Annotated in this window: 11 protein-coding genes and 4 pseudogenes; 7 read left to right on the forward strand and 8 right to left on the reverse strand. The window is 40.3% G+C overall.

Going from position 1 to position 18,764, the window contains the following annotated elements; translation table 11 throughout:
* Nucleotides 1–552: 552 nt before the first annotated feature.
* The 6 genes from CYLST_RS31105 to vapC all read left to right on the forward strand — a co-directional run bounded on the left by CYLST_RS31105 (nt 553) and on the right by vapC (nt 9,832).
* On the forward strand, nt 553–4,563 hold the full coding sequence (locus CYLST_RS31105; protein WP_015328491.1) for a hypothetical protein: 4,011 nt from the start codon (nt 553–555) through the stop codon (nt 4,561–4,563).
* Nucleotides 4,564–4,759: 196 nt separating this feature from the next.
* Entirely contained in the window at nt 4,760–6,412 is a 1,653-nt protein-coding gene (locus CYLST_RS31110) for an IS1182 family transposase (protein WP_015328492.1), read from the forward strand.
* A 359-nt stretch (nt 6,413–6,771) separates the two neighbouring features.
* On the forward strand, nt 6,772–8,235 hold the full coding sequence (locus tag CYLST_RS31115) for an ISLre2-like element ISCst1 family transposase (protein ID WP_015328493.1): 1,464 nt from the start codon (nt 6,772–6,774) through the stop codon (nt 8,233–8,235).
* 323 nt (nt 8,236–8,558) lie between these two features.
* Entirely contained in the window at nt 8,559–8,963 is a 405-nt protein-coding gene (locus tag CYLST_RS31120) for a hypothetical protein (protein ID WP_015328494.1), read from the forward strand.
* Nucleotides 8,964–9,179: 216 nt separating this feature from the next.
* A complete protein-coding gene (locus CYLST_RS31125) occupies nt 9,180–9,434 on the forward strand; it encodes a hypothetical protein (protein WP_015328495.1) in 255 nt (84 codons plus the stop codon).
* Complete coding sequence (gene vapC, locus CYLST_RS31130; RefSeq protein ID WP_015328496.1) at nt 9,431–9,832, forward strand: type II toxin-antitoxin system tRNA(fMet)-specific endonuclease VapC; 402 nt, start codon at nt 9,431–9,433, stop codon at nt 9,830–9,832. Before CYLST_RS31125 ends, vapC begins: the two co-directional genes overlap by 4 nt.
* Before the next feature lie 698 nt (nt 9,833–10,530).
* Here the strand turns inward: vapC and CYLST_RS31140 are convergent.
* From CYLST_RS31140 to tnpC (CYLST_RS31175), 8 genes and pseudogenes are all read right to left on the reverse strand, one after another.
* Nucleotides 10,531–10,953, reverse strand: a pseudogene (locus tag CYLST_RS31140) (transposase); the annotation flags it as partial.
* Nucleotides 10,954–11,012: 59 nt separating this feature from the next.
* Nucleotides 11,013–12,554 (reverse strand): IS66 family transposase, encoded by a 1,542-nt coding sequence (gene tnpC / locus CYLST_RS31145; protein WP_015328474.1) that lies wholly within the window; start codon nt 12,552–12,554, stop codon nt 11,013–11,015.
* Nucleotides 12,555–12,620: 66 nt separating this feature from the next.
* Nucleotides 12,621–13,032 (reverse strand): annotated as a pseudogene (locus CYLST_RS36915) (transposase family protein); the annotation flags it as partial.
* Nucleotides 13,033–13,434: 402 nt separating this feature from the next.
* Nucleotides 13,435–13,968 (reverse strand): hypothetical protein, encoded by a 534-nt coding sequence (locus tag CYLST_RS31155; RefSeq protein ID WP_015328498.1) that lies wholly within the window; start codon nt 13,966–13,968, stop codon nt 13,435–13,437.
* A gap of 32 nt (nt 13,969–14,000) precedes the next feature.
* Nucleotides 14,001–14,582, reverse strand: a complete 582-nt coding sequence (locus CYLST_RS31160) for a hypothetical protein (protein ID WP_015328499.1) — start codon at nt 14,580–14,582, stop codon at nt 14,001–14,003.
* Between the two features lie 99 nt (nt 14,583–14,681).
* Nucleotides 14,682–15,995, reverse strand: a complete 1,314-nt coding sequence (locus tag CYLST_RS31165; protein ID WP_157162745.1) for a hypothetical protein — start codon at nt 15,993–15,995, stop codon at nt 14,682–14,684.
* Nucleotides 15,996–16,133: 138 nt separating this feature from the next.
* Nucleotides 16,134–16,325 carry a hypothetical protein gene (locus tag CYLST_RS31170; RefSeq protein ID WP_041234127.1) on the reverse strand — a complete coding sequence of 64 codons (192 nt, stop codon included), beginning with the start codon at nt 16,323–16,325 and terminating at the stop codon, nt 16,134–16,136.
* 22 nt (nt 16,326–16,347) lie between these two features.
* A pseudogene (tnpC, locus tag CYLST_RS31175) lies at nt 16,348–17,853 on the reverse strand (IS66 family transposase).
* A gap of 99 nt (nt 17,854–17,952) precedes the next feature.
* Here tnpC (CYLST_RS31175) and CYLST_RS31180 point away from each other — a divergent pair.
* Nucleotides 17,953–18,741, forward strand: a pseudogene (locus CYLST_RS31180) (transposase); the annotation flags it as partial.
* Nucleotides 18,742–18,764: the final 23 nt, after the last annotated feature.

Raw genomic sequence — 18,764 nt, forward strand, 5'->3', positions numbered from 1 at the left:
AAACGCTCTGCGATCGCCATATGCCCCACTTGCGATAAATATCTCACTTATTGACAATACCAAATCTCACAACCATTACTGTTACGTTCAAAAATAATAACCACTCACCTTTATTGAGAATAAAAAGGGTAATTTTCCACTACTCATTATCTTCCCCTCAAGGAATTATGACTAACACCACCGTAAGGAGCGATCGCTAAATCCCCCCACTCGTGATAAACATCTCACTTATTGACAATACCAAAGCTCACAACTATTGATGTTACGTTCAAAAATAATAACTACTCACCCTTATTGAGAATAAAAAGGGGCAATTTTCGACTACTCACTAACTCCCCCCCTTGTGATAATTAACTCCCCCCCTTGTGATAATTGATTTTTGGGAAACCCTTACCCAATAAAGCTTTCAAACCCTAACCACTCAAATCACCTAAAACTTGTACACTATATAGATATGGCAGAAATTTTACTACTCAAAACCGGGTTGTATGCTAGTCAGAACATCTATTCCAGCCCTGCGGGGACTACTCACCTGGTTTTGAGTGCGCTGCCATGAAACGTCAATACACCACCAAACGCAATCCTTGTCCTGTCTGTGGCAACCATCACGGTTGCGCTATTCGCCCAGATAATCTAATTGAGTGCCTACGGAGTTTCAGCCAACATGATGCCCCGGCTGGTTATCGCTTTATCAAGCCCCTGCGTAACGATATGGGCGGTTTATTCGTCCTAGATGATAAAAGTGGTCAAATCCAGGGTGAGCATCTGTATTCACCTCAAAAACGGGCTGACAGTGGACAGACAAAAAGGTGGTTGAGTATTGAGGAACGCGATCGCCAAAACCGATTACTTTTAGACTCAACAGTGAGTAGTTTGAGTACTCAACATTTCTCCCATCTCCAGTCCCAGAGAAATTTGAGTACTCAGGAGATTAACTGGCTCAAAGACTTAGGCTGGGTGAGAAGCTGGGAACCAGGAGCTTATCCCCCAGCGGGTGTAACGTCTGCTCTTGCTGGGGTGTCACCAGAAGGTAAACTGTTGGGGAGAGAAGGAATTGCGATCGCAGCCCTTGACCCCAATTTTCACATCACAGGCTTTCAAATTGCCACTTTGCGAACTCAACCCAAATACATCTGGCTGAGTGGTGCCAACCAGGGAGGAACTGGCCCAAAATTGCCCAATGGTGAATTACCCCTGTTTTGCTGGAAGCACCCAACCGCCAAAAAGGTAAAAGTGGTGATTCTTTGCGAAGGGGCACTCAAATCTCTACTCACCGCGATGTTTTTGTGGCGTTCCGGGCAAACTGATATCGCAGTTATTGGCACAGCCGGTGCTGCTCGCTATGGTGAAAAAACCCTCAGAGAATACCTCAAGCGTCTGCGTCCCCAAGAAATTCGGCTGATGCCTGATGCTGGTGCAGTACTCAACCCCCACATTGCCAAAGCCAATGAAGATACTCTACAACAGTGCCGTAAATGCAGGTATCATCTGTCTGTGGGTAACTGGGGACAACTGGAAACCAAAGAGCAATTAGACATTGACGAATTGTTGGCAGTAAGTCGTCAAAATGAAATTAAATTAATTAGCACCGCAGCTTACCTCAATTGCTGCCACATTCATCACCAAATTAGACAAGTACTCAAACAAGGTTACTTCCATTTAGCCGGAGATAAGCTGATTGAACTGCAACCTAGCACCGACTCCACAGAGAACCCAGATTTAATTCACCAGTATGCAAAAGGCATTGAGTACTGCCGCAAAGGTGGATATCAGGTGGTGGTCAATTGGCATAATGAAATTACCACACCAGAAAATTTCTTTGCTCAGTGTACAGAACCAATCCAAAAATCCCTTGCTGCCGTAGACAGAGAATGGGGAATGCTCTACAAACTCAAACTCTGGTTTGGGCGCATGGTAGAGCGTTATCGACCCAAAAAAGGTTTTGGTCAGCAAAATTCTGTCTCATCCCGTGGATTAAATACTGATCATGAGAGCTTGCGGGGTGTAAAGCCCTGCGGGCATAGCTGTGCTAACCTCGGTAGCGTGCCGGAGGCATCAGCCATAGACAGCAGGGAAGCAGGAGAGCAGGGAGCAGGGAGCAGGGAGCAGGGAGCAGGGGAGCAGGGGAGCAGGGAGCAGGGGGAAAGAGAATTTTGTACAGATGCGGGAATTATCACTAATCACCCAGGCTTGACATCACAACCTGATGAAAAAAAGCTGCTTTCGGAAAAAAGGCAGAATTCATGCTTACCCATTGCACCGTGCAAGGTGATTGAGTATAAACCTGGGAAGTTCCCCAAATGTGGCGATTTACAACATCCACCCAAAATCATTTTCAAGAAAGGTCAACGGTTGCAAGTGTACGCTGAAGCAATTGCAGCTGGTTGGAAACACATTTTAGATCAAAGTCCTACTGGCACGTTTAAAAGCCATGATACAGGCACAGCCAAACCAGAACCTTTGGGAGTAGGAAAGCTGTGGTACTTTACCAACCATGCCCGTAATGTAACTACAGAGACAATTGAGCGGAATTACGAATATCTAGATGTACGCAATTCAGGTATGGTCTGGGATACTACCCCAAATGGCAAACCCTACTTAAGATGGCCTAAAAATGGAGAAACCCCAGATACACAGGGTAATTGCCATCGCAGTCAAATTTTTAATGTTCTACGGAGCAAGAATTTAGACTCTATCGAAGGTGCAGAAAATCCCATCTGTGCTACCTGTCACTTGCTAGAAGCCTGTCGTGGTGTTACAGGGCCAGGCTTTGGACATCGGTATTTGCGACAAGAGACTTTTAAATGCGATCGCATCCGCGCTCATCCCGATAGCGCACCCAGCACGAATGATTTTGACTGGTCAACTAGCGGTGTCTTCTGGGATGAAGCCATGCAAACAGTGCAACCAGTTAATACTATCACAGCGAATTTACGTGATATCGACCGAGTAATTGCCGAATTAATGACTAACTCTCCTGAGTTAAATATGCAGTTGCAGCCAATGTGGACAATTTTAAGGCAATGTATTACAGGAGAAATTCAACAGCCTTACTACGGCTGGAATGATGCTGGTGTGAGAGAAATCTTAGGACAATCACCCAGTAATTTAGATGAAATTATCACAGAAGCGATGGAGGTTTTACAACCAGATTTATTACCACTATTTAACTCCACCAGCAAGTACGGAGTAGATTTAGGTGATTTACCAAAAAAGATGCGAAAACAGTTTGGTAATCCCATCTCTGAATTGGTGGAGAAAATTCAAGTAGAGATAGTGGTTAACTGGTTTATACCTTTTTTACAAATTTGGGGTGGAAGAATTCCTGGTGCAATCCGCATTGAACATGGACGGCTAAGTATTACAACTCGCAACTCTCGTCATGGTGCGATCGCTAAATCCGCAAAATGGAACGTTTACTTAGACGCTACCACCAAACCTGAGTACATAGCTTGGTGGTTTGATATTGACCCACAAGAAATTTTAACCGTAGAGCAAGAAATAACCAAAGCCAACAATTTACAAATCATCCAAATCACAGGATTAGGACAAGTTTCTAAAAATCGTTCTTCCTACTGTCAGCAAAGGGTGAACGCACTGCGACAAGAATTATTATCTCGTCACAGTGATATTAAATTTATCGACTTTGTAAAATGCTGTCAAACTGAAGATGGAGGTTGGTTTAGAGATAGTCGCGGTTCTAATGATTTCCAGGGGATTACAGCTTTAGCAACTTTTGGAATTCCATATCAAAATATTGGTTACTTAGAAGCCCTGTACTTAACCTTGAGACCTAATAGATATTTCCCAACATTAGATATAAATTTGTCTGTTATAGACGATTCAGATTTGTTCTCAGAGATATCTAATGATAATGGTTTAGACAATTATATATCAGCACAGGAGCAAGAGTTACAAAATTTTATCAACTGGGCAACTCAAGCAGAAATTACTCAAGCTATTGGCAGGTTAAGAGTACACAATCGCCCTGAAGAAAAACTTTACTTTTATTTCTGTGCCGATTATGATTTGAGTTTTTTAGAGTATGAAGTCAAATGCGTACAAGCAGCAGAGATAGCGATTGAAGCTGGTTCTAAAGACGAGCAATCTTGGTGGAAGATTGAAACCGCAGTCAAAGAACTTTGGTCTCGAGGACAAAAGATTACTCAACCAGTTATAGCCGAAGCTTCTGGTATCAGTCAGGGTTATATTTCCAAATTAGCAACCGAATTTGGAGGTGGTTGGAAACAATGGTTAAAAATATTCCTTTCACTATTAAATAGTAATAATAACAAAAGGAATATTTTTGAAGATATAAATGATGATTTGAAAAAAGAGGCTGAAGCGATAGCCGTAGATTTTATGCCGGGGTGTTTAGAGTTAAAATCTAATGAGGAATTGTTAATAGAACTATTTGCACTAGATAAGCATTTAGATAAAAAGTTTTGGCAGTATATTTTAACTAAAATGTCGCTTAAAGTGCAGTCTAAACTTATTACTTCTTTAATTTCAATGTTGCCTAAAGTTTGGTATCAGGAATTGATGGATTTTAGTATATCCTAAACTCTTTGCTGGTGTAGGGGTATTGCAACGATTCGGATACCGTTGGCGAAACATTACTTAACATAAAAACAAAGATTTTGCCGTGTAGTACATGGAGGGGGTGATTCTCCTTTTCCGTGTAATACATGAAGAGAAAAAATTAAGTTAACTGCCTCAATTATCAATAAACTAGAAGAAATACCTTTGGAGGCAGTATATGTGCTTACATCCCTCAGAAATTCCTCCTATTCCCGATGAAACAGTACGTGTAGCTAGGGCCGCATTTCCAAAAGGTAATTTATATATGCGCTTGCGTGATGAACTTGGGGTGTTTTATCAGGATGAAGATTTCGCATCACTTTATCCACAACGAGGTCAGCCAGCACAAGCACCTTGGCGGTTAGCGATGATACTGGTGATGCAATATTTAGAGAATTTCTCTGATAGACAAGCAGCGCAAGCAGTACAAGGGCGGATTGATTGGAAATATGCTTTGTCGTTAGAGTTAACAGACCCAGGTTTTGACTTTAGTGTTTTGAGTGAATTTCGTGACCGATTAATAACAGGTAGTGTCGAGCAGCAAATACTAGACTTGATGCTGTCGAAATTTCAGGAACTCAAACTACTGTCAGTAAGAGGAAAACAACGTACAGATTCAACTCATATACTAGCTGTAGTCAGGGAGCTAACCAGACTGGAACATTTGGGGGAAACCCTGCGGTATGCCTTAAATGCTGTAGCTGAAGTCGCACCCATTTGGTTAAAATCGCTAGCTCCAGCCGAGTGGTATGACCGCTATAGCAAACGCCTTGAAGACTCTTGGCTGCCTAAAACACCTGCTGAACGAGAAGCATTAGCCGAGATCATAGGTGCAGATGGTTTTCATTTACTCGATAACATCTATTCCCAAACTTCCCCCATCGCACTGCGACAGCTGCCAGCCGTAGAAGTTTTGCGTCAAGTTTGGTTACAGCAATACTACGCGCCAACAGACAAGATTCAGTTACACAGTGACAAAGATGGACCACCCGGAGCAGTGCGAATTCGTTCTCCCTATGACGAAGATGGCCGTAACAGTACCAAACGCACCACCAACTGGACAGGTTACAAAGTGCATTTGACAGAAAGTTGTGATGAAGATTCACCACACATTATCACTCATGTAGAGACAACTGTTGCTACAACTCAAGACGTAACAGTTGTTCCCTCAATTCACCAAGCTTTGGGAGAAAAAGACCTTTTGCCTCAACAGCACTTGGTTGACCAAGCATACACATCAGCACAATTACTTTCTAGCTCAAAGCGAGACTACAACATTGACTTGTTGGGGCCAGTAGCCCTGAATGTTGGATGGCAAGCAAAAGCAGGTTTTGGATTTGATTTATCTCACTTTCAAATAGATTGGCAGCAGAAAGCGGTCTATTGTCCTCAAGGTAAGCGTAGCTACCTTTGGAAAAAGAATAAAAGTGTTTACGGTAAACCTGTAATTTACGTTGAGTTTCGGCAGCGTGATTGTCTAGCTTGTCCGGTTCGGAATCAATGTACTCGTGCAAAAACAAATCCTCGTGGGTTAACTATACAGGCGCAATCCGATTATGAAGCTCTTCAAAAAGCCAGAGAGCGACAAAAAACCGAAGAGTTTCAAAAGCAGTATGCACTACGCTCTGGCATTGAAGGAACTATCTCTCAAGGAATCCGAGCATTTGAATTGCGCGATTGTCGTTATATTGGGCTGGCTAAAACTCATCTACAACATATTCTGACGGCTGCTGCTATCAATCTCAGTCGAGTTTTCGCATGGTTAGAGGAGAAGCCACGGGCTAAAACTCGCTCCTCACACTTTGCCAGATTGGTGGATTTTACTGTGTGACAGAAAATACCAATTTAGCTGTTTACTTATCAATAAGATTTAATTGGGAGCAATGCGATTTTGTGAGGTGAGTCCAAACGGAGAGCGATTCCTACGGAGCGCTGAGTGCAGGGCACCCCGTTAGGGATACGCTATCGCTAATCTTATTCCTCAGTACATAAATATATTAAATACATATCAATTAGTATTAATACTAAAAAATCAGAATACCTGGCGATGGCTCCGCCCGTGGCAGGCATCGGTGTGAAATCATGATTCAATATTAATAATAATCATCGTTATTGTATATTTTTCTTAGGCATAAAAAAAGGTATAATTCCCTTTTAGTAATAGTTTTGAAACAGGGAATACATACCTTGATGGAAAAAAATATATATGCAATTTTAGATTTAACCAAATCCTTGGAAGATTTTAAAGAGAATATTGCGAAACTTTTAGAATTGACTGATGTCCAAGAATGGGATGGGCGAATTGTTAAAGAAAGAGAACAAAAAATTAGAGATGCTTCCCTTATTTTGGCGGGTCAATGTATCGCCTTATTTTTATATAATCTTTCTTCTTCTCAAGAAGCTCTTGATACAGCAATAAATCAAACCCAAGGCTGGTGGAACCCTAAAACTCATAGGCATGGGCTGAGAAAAAGACAAATATTAACGGTCGGAAATGTTTTAGTAACTTTAAACCTACCATATGTAGTAACAAGAACTGAGAAAAATGAGAAAAATAAATCCTCTGGTCAAGGCTTCTGTCCATTTTTAAAATGGTTGGGGATGGAAGAAGGTTTAACACCATTAGTTTGGTCAACTATCACTCAATATGGTGCAATTTCTGGTTCATTTGAAGCTGCCTGTACATTTCTAATCGGTTGGGGAATTAATGTAAGTTTAAAGCGTATTGAACGGCTCACATATAAGTTTGGTAAAATCGGAATCAACCTTCGTCAATCGAAAATATTGAATCGAAAAAGCGGAAATTTGCCCAGTGGTAATTTCCTTAAAGGACAGAGAGTTGTAATCGCGGCAGATGGTGGCAGAACAAAAATTAGAATTAATAAAAAAGGAAGGAGAAATTCAAAAACAAACCGTCATGGCTTTACAGGCACATGGATTGAGCCAAAGTTACTAACAATTTATGTAGTTGATGAACAAGGTAAAAAAGTTAAAAATTCTGAAATTCCTATCACTAATGATGGAACATATAGTGACTATAAAGTATTTTTAGATATTTTAGAAATGCATCTGGTTAGTTTGGGAATTAGCCAAGCAAAGCAAGTTTTATTAATCGCAGACGGAGCCGAATGGATCTGGATACATATTCCGACACTTCTAAAACGCTTGGGATGTCCAACTGAAACTTATGAATTATTTGATTTTTATCATGTTACAGAACATTTACAAACTTTTGCAGATGTTGCTTTTAGTGATGATAAAGAACGTAAAGATTGGTTTAATAAAGCACGAAAAACTTTAAAGCAAGGTAATGCTCTTACCTTAATGAAGCAGATGGATGAATTTATTTTAAAAACTACTGGAGAGCGTTGCAAAACTATGGTTTCTCAAAGAGATTACCTTTTACGTGCGTATCGTGAAGGACGTTTGAATTATGCCAAAATGTTAGAAAAAAAACTGCCAATTGGTAGTGGTGCGATTGAGAGCTTAATTCGCCAAGTTGTTAATTTAAGGATGAAAGGTAATAGTAAATTTTGGTTAAAAGAAAATGCAGAAATTATATTACATCTACGCTGTCAATGGATGGCTGGTAGTTGGAATAATTTTGGTGATTCAATTTTAACTTCTTTCATTAAACCAAAAACTGTTGGATGAATTTTATACTTGAGGCAGCTTCTTGTCAAACTTTTTGTCACAAAAAATACTTTAATCTGTCATTATTTAATTAGACAATTTATTTAGATAAGAATCAAAATATTAACTATCATAGCTTTTGGGTATATCTCCAAAGGATAAATTGTCGTAAAAACACTTGAATTTTTAGTGCTTTAATTTGCTTTTGGTCTCAGTATTTAAATTAGCGATCGCTGCCACCTCACAAAATCGCATTGCTCCCGATTTAATTCTGCTTCCGTGTATTACATGGAAAAGAATTGATATTTTAAGTTACATTGACGATGTAATACACGGTTGAGTTTATGTTGAAACGCGATATTCAGGGAAAGTTTACACTCAAGAATGATGATTATCGTGAGGTTCGTTCTTTGCGACTGACTGATGATACCTGGAAAGCACTTGGTATTGCTTCTGAATGCTTAGGCTTCTCCAGGGCTGACTATTTAGAACACATTGTTAGGCATAATGCTCTACCGAGTATTACACGGAGAGACTCCGATTTTTTAGCTCCCACTCCTCCAGAACCTCAACCAGGTATTACACTGAATCAGGAGTCTCATCACACGCTCAGACTTTCAGAACTGGAAATTTTACGTGACCGTGTTTTGTCTGAACTGAAGTTGGGGAATCTTGCGTCTGGGTATAAAATTGCTCATAAGGCTCTCAATCGTTTCATTACTGAACTAACCAGCAAACCAACCAGCTAGTATGCTGCTTTTCCGAATTCGCCAACGGTATCCATATCCCGGCTGAACCCCAAGTAGCGATGGGCACTCAGCCCGCCGGAGGCGATGGCGCGGAGCGCCCGCTAAAAGCGATCGCTTATTTTTCAGGCAATACGCGCAAGCAACCGCGTTATCAAAAGGGTTTCGCTTTTAGAATAAATATGTTTGTTGTTAACCCTACTTTCAAGAGCAACAGTTATGCAAAGTATAAAAATACGCCAGTATATAGGACAAGATGGCATTTTACATTTAGAAATCCCGGTGGGATTGCAGGATAAAGAAATAGAAGTAATGGTGATTTATCAGCCAATTGAAGCAGCAACACCCACAAAAACACCAGAAGAATTAGGCTGGCCTCCTGGTTTTTTTGAGCGGACTTATGGCAGTTGTCAGGATGATCCTATTGTCATTGATTCTGAGGGTAATTTTGAAGTACGGGAAGAAATTGTGTGAGGTATTTACTGGATACTAATGTTTGCGCTCGTTATCTCAATGGTAGGTCACTGGCAATTCGTGAGCGTCTACGAGCAACAAATTTTGCAGATATTGCAGTGTGTTCTGTGGTCAAAGGGGAGTTATTTTATGGAGCAATGAGAAGCAATAATCCTGAAAGAACGCTAGCGAGACAGCAAGAGTTTCTCAATCTGTTTGTTTCGCTGCCGTTTGATGATTCGGCTGCATTCATTTACGGAAGAATTCGAGCGGATTTGGCAGCTAATGGGACTCCTATTGGCCCCAATGATTTCCAAATAGCAGCTATTGCGATGGTGAATAACTTGATATTAGTTACGCATAATACGCGGGAATTTAGTCGCGTGAATGGCTTGCAAATTGAGGATTGGGAGGAATAAAATTGAGTAAACAAAAATATCCAGAACGTAGAAAGGGTTTCATTAAAGTTATCCTTTCATTGGCGGTTCCTTATCTTTTCATTGGCGGGTCCTTATCCAAAATCGAAGGAGTTAGATGCGTTAAAAAAGGACGCGCTTTCTCGGCAGAAACCAATATCTATCTTGGGTGAAAACGAGATTCTAAAAGCCGCCCTCAAGCGATGTTCCGCCAATTTTGGACAGGTTTTTCCCAAGGCTGCACCACTGTCAGACATTTATCACTTCGTAACTGTTGCGGCTCGCAAACATAAACGCTCCGGCTTGCAAACAAGAAAATTGTTGGCTCAAATTAAGGGTCTTGTCCACTTTTGGTGATCATGTTTGGGGATATCAGTTTAAGCGATCGCAACAGATAGATTTCCTTTTAGCCTATAGTGATAGAACGAACGCCTCATTAGTTGAGCATGGTATCAACAAATCAAAAAAAGCTAGAATGAGGATGAAACGCCTATATTGCTTGTGTAATCAAGTTTTTAGGTAATAAGACGAAAAAGTAGTTGAGAATCAAACACTCAGAACCTAGTAACCTAAGTTGCTAGTTATTATAATCTAATTATTAATAATTGTTGATTCTTGTATAAATACGCAAGATAGCTCAAGAGCTACAATACTGTGCAACTCCCAATACTTAACTATTATCAGATATAAAAATTACCGAATTAAATAAATGCTTTTTGAATAGTAAATGCAAAAATAAATGCTTGTACTTTCAGTAGAAATCCTTCATACGTAACCGCATGGATAAATTTTGGAAATGGACAAGTGATACTGCTAAATACTGTTTCAATATAATGCCGAGTATGTTGTTTAACATATTGATTCCAAGGCAAGTCTTTACGTTTGGAATTCTTTTTCCGCATGACTTCTAAAGAAAATTCACTTGTTTCTTCTACGTCATCCTCAATATGATAATCAGTATAACCTGCATCAACGTAAATCTCGCTACCAGGTAGTAAATTTAGAGGTAAAGCATTTAAATCACGGACATCGTTAGCGGCTCCAGGCATAAACACAAATTCAACAGGAATACCATCATTTGTGCTAATTAAGTGAACTTTCACGCCGTAAAAATACCTTTTTTTGTAACCGTTCAGGGGGTATAAAGAAGACGAAAAACCATCCTCAAAATCAAGCAATAAAATTAGGCCGCATTCAACAAGTCAGAATCATCAGAACAAGTAGCAGTTTCTGGAAGTAAAGAAGGTGCAGTTTTAGCACCACGAGCCGCAACAACAGCCTGAGTCATAAACTCCAAAACATTGCGCTTTTGGGACTTGAGAGTTGTCAACACAGTTAACATCCGAGCCACAAAAACACTACCAGCCTGAGTTTGAGAGCCAAAACTAGTCCGTCGCCAGATTACAGCAGGACGAATAGCTCGTTCAGCAGCATTATTAGTGGGTTCGACACTAACAGTTGTCACAAATAACCACATCGCTGACTCAACTTTGAGCAGTTGACGACAAGTGCGAACTGTTTTTGCCAAGGGTGTTTTTTCCCGTGCTGTAATCTGGTATTCGTCAGCTTCAAGCAACGTGGCTCTGATGGATGAGCGAATCTCCTGAACCAACTCCACAAAATCACCACGAGATAAAGTACCATCTCGGACTCGATGCCAAAGTTCAAACAACTTCTCTTGTTGTTTCACCAGAATTGTTCCCAATTCTGCCGAGACTCCAGAACGTTCCGATATTTTGATAAATTCCCGACGCAGATGCGCCCAACACAATTGCCGTCGTTCTAAATCTACCCAGTTGTAAGCCCCATGACGGTCAGAGTTCAAAATTCCCCTGAAGTTTTCACCCAATAAATTTTTTGCCCCTTGGGTACAACGGGTCAGGGCTATTTCAAAAAATGTAACTAGGGGGGTGACTGCAACCCATAACCAGGCTCTTCGTTGTTCAGGATTAAAGCCGTCAATATTTCCTTGATTAAAGCTGGTTTCATCCGCTCCGACGATGTTTGCGTTTTGAATATATAGTTTGGCTTCATCTACACAGGTTGCCACGGCATTACTCGCTTCCAGCCGCAGTCTGTTGACGGTTCCCAATGATATTGAGATTCCAAATACTTCTTGCATGGCACTTTGTACCATTCTTTGACTATTGCGGTACACTCCACTCAGAAGTGCCACTAGTGCTACTACTCTGACTCCGTAACCACTTAGGTTCACATCTTCTGGTAATATGGCACGGGTCTTAGTGCCACATCCTATACAGGTCAATTGATGCAAACGATGCTCGATGACTATGGGACTAATGGGTGGAATTTCTACTATCTGATGCCGATAGGGGTTTGTGTCAACTCCCGTAAGGGTGGCTCCACAATTACCGCATTCTTCTGGATGATGATCTATTACTGAGCTACATTCTTCGATTGGGTACAAGTCCCGACTATTTCCTTTGTGACCGGGCTGACCCCCTCGCTTTTTACCGCTTTTTGTCTTTTGCCACTTTTTTCCAAATCCTGGTGGGTCACTTGAGGGTGGTGATGATGAGTTAACGGAAGTCCGATTGATTTTTTCTAATAATTGTTCTTGAACACTCAGGACTTCCGTTAGTTTCTTTGACTGTTGTTCTATTTGCTGCGCCATCTCCTCCACCAGTTTTTTGACACTGGTTGGAGTCTTTCCCCAATCTTCTGCGGGTATCTGCTCTACATGATTTAGGCGCTTTTGTTCCATATCTCTGAATTTATCAGATTTTGGGGTCATCTTTAACGATCGCTCTTCTAACCCCCTGAACGGTTACCTTTTTTTTGAGGCGATATAACCCCGAAAATCTTCTGAATGAATCAACTTGACGTTAAAAATACGAATATTGTCACATAATGGTATAGGAAACGAGTCTAGTAAGTATTCTGTATGCTCGCTAATTTCCTTTAGTATCATTCCTAGCTGATGAAAAATATCATTCATTAGCATAAAAAGACGATGTAGGCGGCGATTAAAGCGAGATTTTTGTAACATCTTCACTCCTTAGCTTATGATCTTTCATATAGTTGCAAGCCTGACGATGATTGCCACCGAAGAATATAGATCCAACTAATGCCGTAGTAATAATTTCTGCATCGCTCATCTGACACCGAATATCTTCAGTGTGTCCAATTGCTTTTAATAAATCGTCTACAATAGCGTAGATTGTGATTATTTTATCTAACATTCTACCCTCCGATAATTCTGTGTGGAGGGAATTTTCCTAGTTTTTCATCTCTAGTTCATCTGTCTGAGTGAGTGATTAATATTTGGCACTAAGGAAAATTAATATCATATGGCACTAAGTATCAACCATGAGATGACTGACTTAGCTATAAAATTTGAGAAAATCCATGTCACTTTTTTAAGATTCTTTCTTTAACCCAAGTAATAATACTTAAGATTTAATATCTCACATAACTAGCAACTTGGGTTACTATTGGCCAGGAAGTTGTGCTGACCCGCACCTGAGCAACATTCGGAAATATCATTGAGGTAAAGCAACCCGAAACGTGTATCGGCAAGTCTGTTAGCCTCCTTAGCCAAAACTATCCATTCTTGCTCAAGGATAAAATACCTTTGTGCCTATTCATCTTCCTAGAATTTCTAAATGATGGGGCAACAGGTATTTTGACGTAATAACTCGTTCAATTAAAAAATCAGCAAAAGCAAAATTTTTAATGTCCGAAATAGTACGATATGCATAGAATCCTTCACCTAGTAGTTCTTCATAAAAATTAGATAATTCCTGGCTAAATACTTGAAATTCTTGAGAGGTAACAAAAAAAATAACTCCTCCTGGTATCTCTGGAAAATACTGAGGAATTAATTTTTCTTGTCCAGCCATTAATGAATTTGGAGTAACACTATAAAATGCATTGGCTATGCAAATTAATTTAGCTTGAGTTTCATTTTTTACATTATCTTCATCCAAAATATCTGATTGATACAATCTCAGATTTACAGTAGAGATATCAACATTTGGTACAAATAGAATAGTCATACTAAAGTTTAATATGACATCATATATATTTTTAAAAAACCCTCCTGCTGTAGAATTTTGGATTTCATACATATGATGTCTTACACTTACAGGAAAATCATATCTAGGATACGGTTTCATAACGTTAAAATACCACAAAAAAATCTAAAATTTTAAATTCCTCTAGTTCTTCCAGTTTTCTGTTCATATTCTCTTCCTCCAATCCTCTGATATTCAATTTCTAGTTCAAATAGGTCAGGAAAATTCTCATTCACCCATTTCTTCATATTCGGGCTTATCATTGCTTTACTAGCATCCATACGGAAACTTCCTACACCAGTCGCATGTTCTTTTAATAATTCAACATTTGCTTTTCGCTCGTAAAGCCGTAAGAATTCTTTAAGGCGATTATGATATTCAAGAATATCATTTAACTTAGATGTAATTACGCCTGATTGGTTATGAAATTCGCGTAAGGTTCCTTTTTTGGTTATAGTATAGCGTCTTGTAGGTAGAGAAATATCGCCAAATTTTTCTATTTGCTCTATATGTCCGAATTCATGCTCTAAGTCTAAATATCTCATTCCTTTAAATACTTGAAGTGTTTTTTCTAATCGAATTCTTTTACCTTCAGCATCCACAATGTCTTTTACCTCCACAAATGCTGAAGGATTTGCTGAATTATCAGATACTATTTTATAACCTGAAGACTCAATTCTCTGTATCAAATTATTATAATCCGGATGTTCTTCCATTCGGACAGTTCCTACTCTTTGTGAAGAATCTGATATAGCTTCTCCTAATTTTGCGCTAGTTCCTAATTCTACTCGTGCCCTTTCTAAAAGAGAGTTTGCCTAATTAAATGTTTTTTCACCCAAATTCTCCTTTAATTGTTTAAGAATTTTATCTGCTTCTTCAACCTTACCTGTACGTTGCAACTGTATTGCCTGGTCAAATTGGGCAATTTGTTTTCGGCTTAACTGATGCAGCACCTCTGCACCTTCCATCCTAACTAATTGCTTTGCAGCTTGTGCGCCCTTAATTACCGATGAGCCTGTCCGGAGTACCACCCCTAGATCCAAACCAGCCAGGAACACATTGACCCAGCTGAGGAAGTAGTTTAAACGAGCTTCTTCTGAGTCTTTAACTAATGGCTTCCCGACAGTGGAAGCTTCAGCAGCAGCATTCAAATCATCAGCAATTTCTAAATTATAAACCCCAGTTCCTAAACCTACCCCAAAACCAGCGATTCCCAGGAATATAGAGGTTACACCAGCTGTAAAAAAGCTAGCGACAGACAGAACTATACCAGAGAGTGTACCAATAAGGTTAATTGTATCTTCTTTTTTTTGTTCCTCCTTTAACCAATCTAAAATTTTTTGACCTTTCTCATCCTGTGCATCTTCAGTCACACCCATCTGTTTTTTAGTTTCTTCCACAATAGGAGTAAGTTTGTTTAGTGGAATATCATTCTTACTCAGCCGTTTTTCTAGATCAGCAATAGTTTTACGAATATCGTTAAATTTTTGAGAAATTTCTGTGAGTACATTTTCATTGGTTGTGGATGAAGAAAAATATTGTGTATCGAGAACAGCCAGAGCAGGATATTGGGAACGTACAACTTGGCGTACCTGCTGAATTTCTTTTATCTTCAGGAGTAATTCACCTCTCTGCTGTGCGATTGAGGCAATTACTGTTTGTTGAACACTGGAAGTAGAAAGGCCACCTACTGTACTAGCTTGAGTGTCAAGCTCATCAAGTTTCCTATTAAATCCCTTTTGCTTGCTAGCTAGTGTTCTATCTTGCTCTATAAGCTGACGCAGGCGCTGCCAGCGTATGTTATCTACCTGAGTATTTTTATATTTAGCTTCTTCCTCTTGGAGTAGCTTAAGATTGTCCTGTAAGCGTTTAAAAGCATTAATTTTAAGTAGCTCGATGAACTGATTAATATATGGACTTGGTAATGTATCAATTGTGGGAATCCCAATTTTGGCAACTTCTTCTGAAGAAAGTTTGTGAATTATAGCCTTAAGCTTGTTATAGTTACTCTGTGAAATATCGATTTTGACTACACCTTTTTGTATTTCTTCTTCGAGAAAATCCAGAGAATTTTCCCAATTTACCTGTAAGATAAATTTATTGGCTGTATTTTCATCAGTTGCAAACATCTGCATAATTATTGCAGCACTAAGTTTTTTCTCAACTGACTCTTTTAAAGTAAAATCTTGTGGATTTTCTAGATATCTTTGATATTGCAATACCAAATCAGGAGCTAAAATAATATTTAGGGTATATTTAACTTCTGTTTACTGCTCTGGTTGATTAGCTTGGGCTGTCAAGGTGATACCTGAGGAAGCAGCTACTTCTTTGAGAATGGGAAAGTTTTGAATATCAATTTTTTTAGCTTCTTTTGTGCTTGTAATTTTCGGTTGGCTATTAGGTTTTTCTAAAGCCTCTAATGGTAAGCGTTCAGGGGGTATAAAGAAGACGAAAAACAACCCCCAAAATCCAGCAATAAAATTAGGCAGCTTTCAACAAATCAGAATCATCAGCACAAGTAGTAGGGTTTGGAATCAAAGAAGGAGGGGGTGTACCACCACGAGCCGCAATAACAGCCTGAGTCATAAACTCCAAAACATGACGCTGTTGGGACTTGAGGGTTGTCACCACAGTTAACATCCGAGCCACAAAAACACTACCAGCCTGAGTTTGAGAGCCAAAACTAGTCCGTCGCCATATCACAGCTTTCCCGAATCGCTCTTTCTGCCGCATTATTAGTGGGTTCGACACCGAAAGTTGTCACAAATAACCACATCGCCGACTCAACTTTGAGCAGTTGACGACAAGTGCGGACTGTTTTTGCTAAGGGAGTTTTTTCCCGTCCTGTAATCTCGTATTCGTTAGCTTCGTGCAAAGTTGCTCTGATGGATGAGCGAATCTCCTGAACCAAAACCACAAAATCACCACGAGATAACGTACCATCTCGGACTCGATGCCATAACTCAAATAACTTCTCCTGTTGTTTCACCAGAATTGTTCCCAATTCTGCCGAGACTCCAGTCCGTTCCGATATTTTGATAAATTCCCGTCGCAGATGCGCCCAACATAATTGCCGTCGTTCTAAATCTACCCAGTTGTAAGCGCCATGACGGTCGGAGTTCAAAATCCCCCTGAAGTTTTCACCCAATAAATTCTTTGCCCCTTGGGTGCAACGGGTGAGGGCGATTTCAAAAAATGTGACTAGGTGACTGCAACCCATAACCAAGCTTTTCTCTGTTCAGGATTACTACCATCTATATTTCCTTGATTAAAGCTGGTTTCATCGGCTCCGACGATGTTTGCGTTTTGAATATATAGTTTGGCTTCATCTACACAGGTTGCCAGGGCATGACTCGCTTCAAGCCGCAGTCTGTTGACGGTTCCCAATGATATTGAGATTCCAAACACTTCTTGCATGGCACTTTGTACCATTCTCTGACTGTTGCGGTACACTCCACTCAGAAGTGCTACTAGTGCTACTACTCTGACTCCGTATCCACTTGGGTTCACGTCTTCTGGTAGTATTGCACGGGTCTTTGTGCCACATCCTTTACAGGTCAATTGATGTAGACGATGCTCTATGACTATGGGACTGATTGGTGGTATTTCTACTATCTGGTGACGATAGGGGTTTGTATCAACTCCAGTCAGGGTAGAGCCACAATTTCTGCATTCTTCTGGATGATGGTCTATTACTTCGCTACATTCTTCTATTGGGTATAAGTCCCGGCTATTTCCTTTGTGACCGGGCTGACCCCCTCGCTTTTTACCGCTTTTTTTCTTTTGCAGCTTTTTTCCAAATCCCGGTGGGTCACTTGATGGTGGTGATGATGAGTTAACGGAAGTCCGATTAATTTTTTCTAATAATTGTTCTTGAACTGTCAAGACTTCCGTTAGTTTCTTTGACTGTTGCTCTATTTGCTGCGCCATTGTCTCCACCAGTTTTTTGACACTGGCTGGAGTCTTTCCCCAATCTTCTGGGGGTATCTGTTCTCAGTGATTGACGCACTTCTGTTCCATGTCACTTAATTTATCAGATTTTGGGGGTAATTTTTGGCTATCTCTCTTCTACCCCCTGAACGGTCACCAGCCGTAGAAGTTTTGCGTCAGGTTTGGTTACAGCAATATTATGCACCAACAGACAAGATTGAATTACGCAGTGACAAAGATGGGCCACCTTCGGCGGTGCGAATTCGCTCTCCCTATGATTTAGATGCGCGTAACAGCACCAAACGCACAACCAACTGGACAGGTTACAAAGTGCATTTGACTGAAAGTTGTGATGAAGATTCACCACACATTATCACTCATGTAGAGACAACTGTTGCTACAACACAAGACCAAACTGTTGTGTCTTCAATTCACCAATCCTTAGCTCAAAAAAACCTTTTACCTCGACAACATTTAGTTGACCAGGGATACACCTCCTCTCAATTGCTTTCTAGCTCCGAGCGCGACTATGACATTGACCTGTTCGGCCCAGTTGCGGTTAATGGTGCATGGCAAGCAAAAGCCGGACTTGGGTTTGATGTATCTCACTTTCGAGTCAACTGGAAGCGAAAAGTAGTCTATTGTCCTCAAGGTAAGCGCAGTAGTCGATAGAAAAATACTAAAGATGTTTATGGACATCCAGTAATTCACGTTAACTTCCATACAAAAGACTGCAAGAAGTGTCCAGTTCGCTCTCAGTGTACCCGTGCTGCTAACGACCCACGGGCGTTAACCATACAGACACAACCAGATTACGAAGCCCTTCAAAAAGCCAGAGAGCGACAAAAAACTGAGGAATTTCAAAAAGAGTATGCACTGCGCTCAGGCATTGAAGGAACTATTTCTCAGGGGATCAGAGCTTTTGAATTGCGCGATTGCCGTTACAGCACTTGCGTCTGTTATGAGGT

The organism is Cylindrospermum stagnale PCC 7417 (assembly GCF_000317535.1).
Classification (GTDB): domain Bacteria; phylum Cyanobacteriota; class Cyanobacteriia; order Cyanobacteriales; family Nostocaceae; genus Cylindrospermum; species Cylindrospermum stagnale.

Bases quoted from the DNA above. Each gene is read 5' to 3' on its own strand.
- CYLST_RS31110 (WP_015328492.1), top strand. From the start codon at position 4,760: ATGTGCTTACATCCCTCAGAAATTCCTCCTATTCCCGATGAAACAGTA.
- CYLST_RS31125 (WP_015328495.1), top strand. From the start codon at position 9,180: ATGCAAAGTATAAAAATACGCCAGTATATAGGACAAGATGGCATTTTA.
- CYLST_RS31105 (WP_015328491.1), top strand. From the start codon at position 553: ATGAAACGTCAATACACCACCAAACGCAATCCTTGTCCTGTCTGTGGC.
- CYLST_RS31115 (WP_015328493.1), top strand. From the start codon at position 6,772: ATGGAAAAAAATATATATGCAATTTTAGATTTAACCAAATCCTTGGAA.
- CYLST_RS31165 (WP_157162745.1), bottom strand. From the start codon at position 15,995: ATGTTTGCAACTGATGAAAATACAGCCAATAAATTTATCTTACAGGTA.
- CYLST_RS31120 (WP_015328494.1), top strand. From the start codon at position 8,559: ATGTTGAAACGCGATATTCAGGGAAAGTTTACACTCAAGAATGATGAT.
- tnpC (WP_015328474.1), bottom strand. From the start codon at position 12,554: ATGGAACAAAAGCGCCTAAATCATGTAGAGCAGATACCCGCAGAAGAT.
- CYLST_RS31155 (WP_015328498.1), bottom strand. From the start codon at position 13,968: ATGAAACCGTATCCTAGATATGATTTTCCTGTAAGTGTAAGACATCAT.
- CYLST_RS31160 (WP_015328499.1), bottom strand. From the start codon at position 14,582: ATGGAAGAACATCCGGATTATAATAATTTGATACAGAGAATTGAGTCT.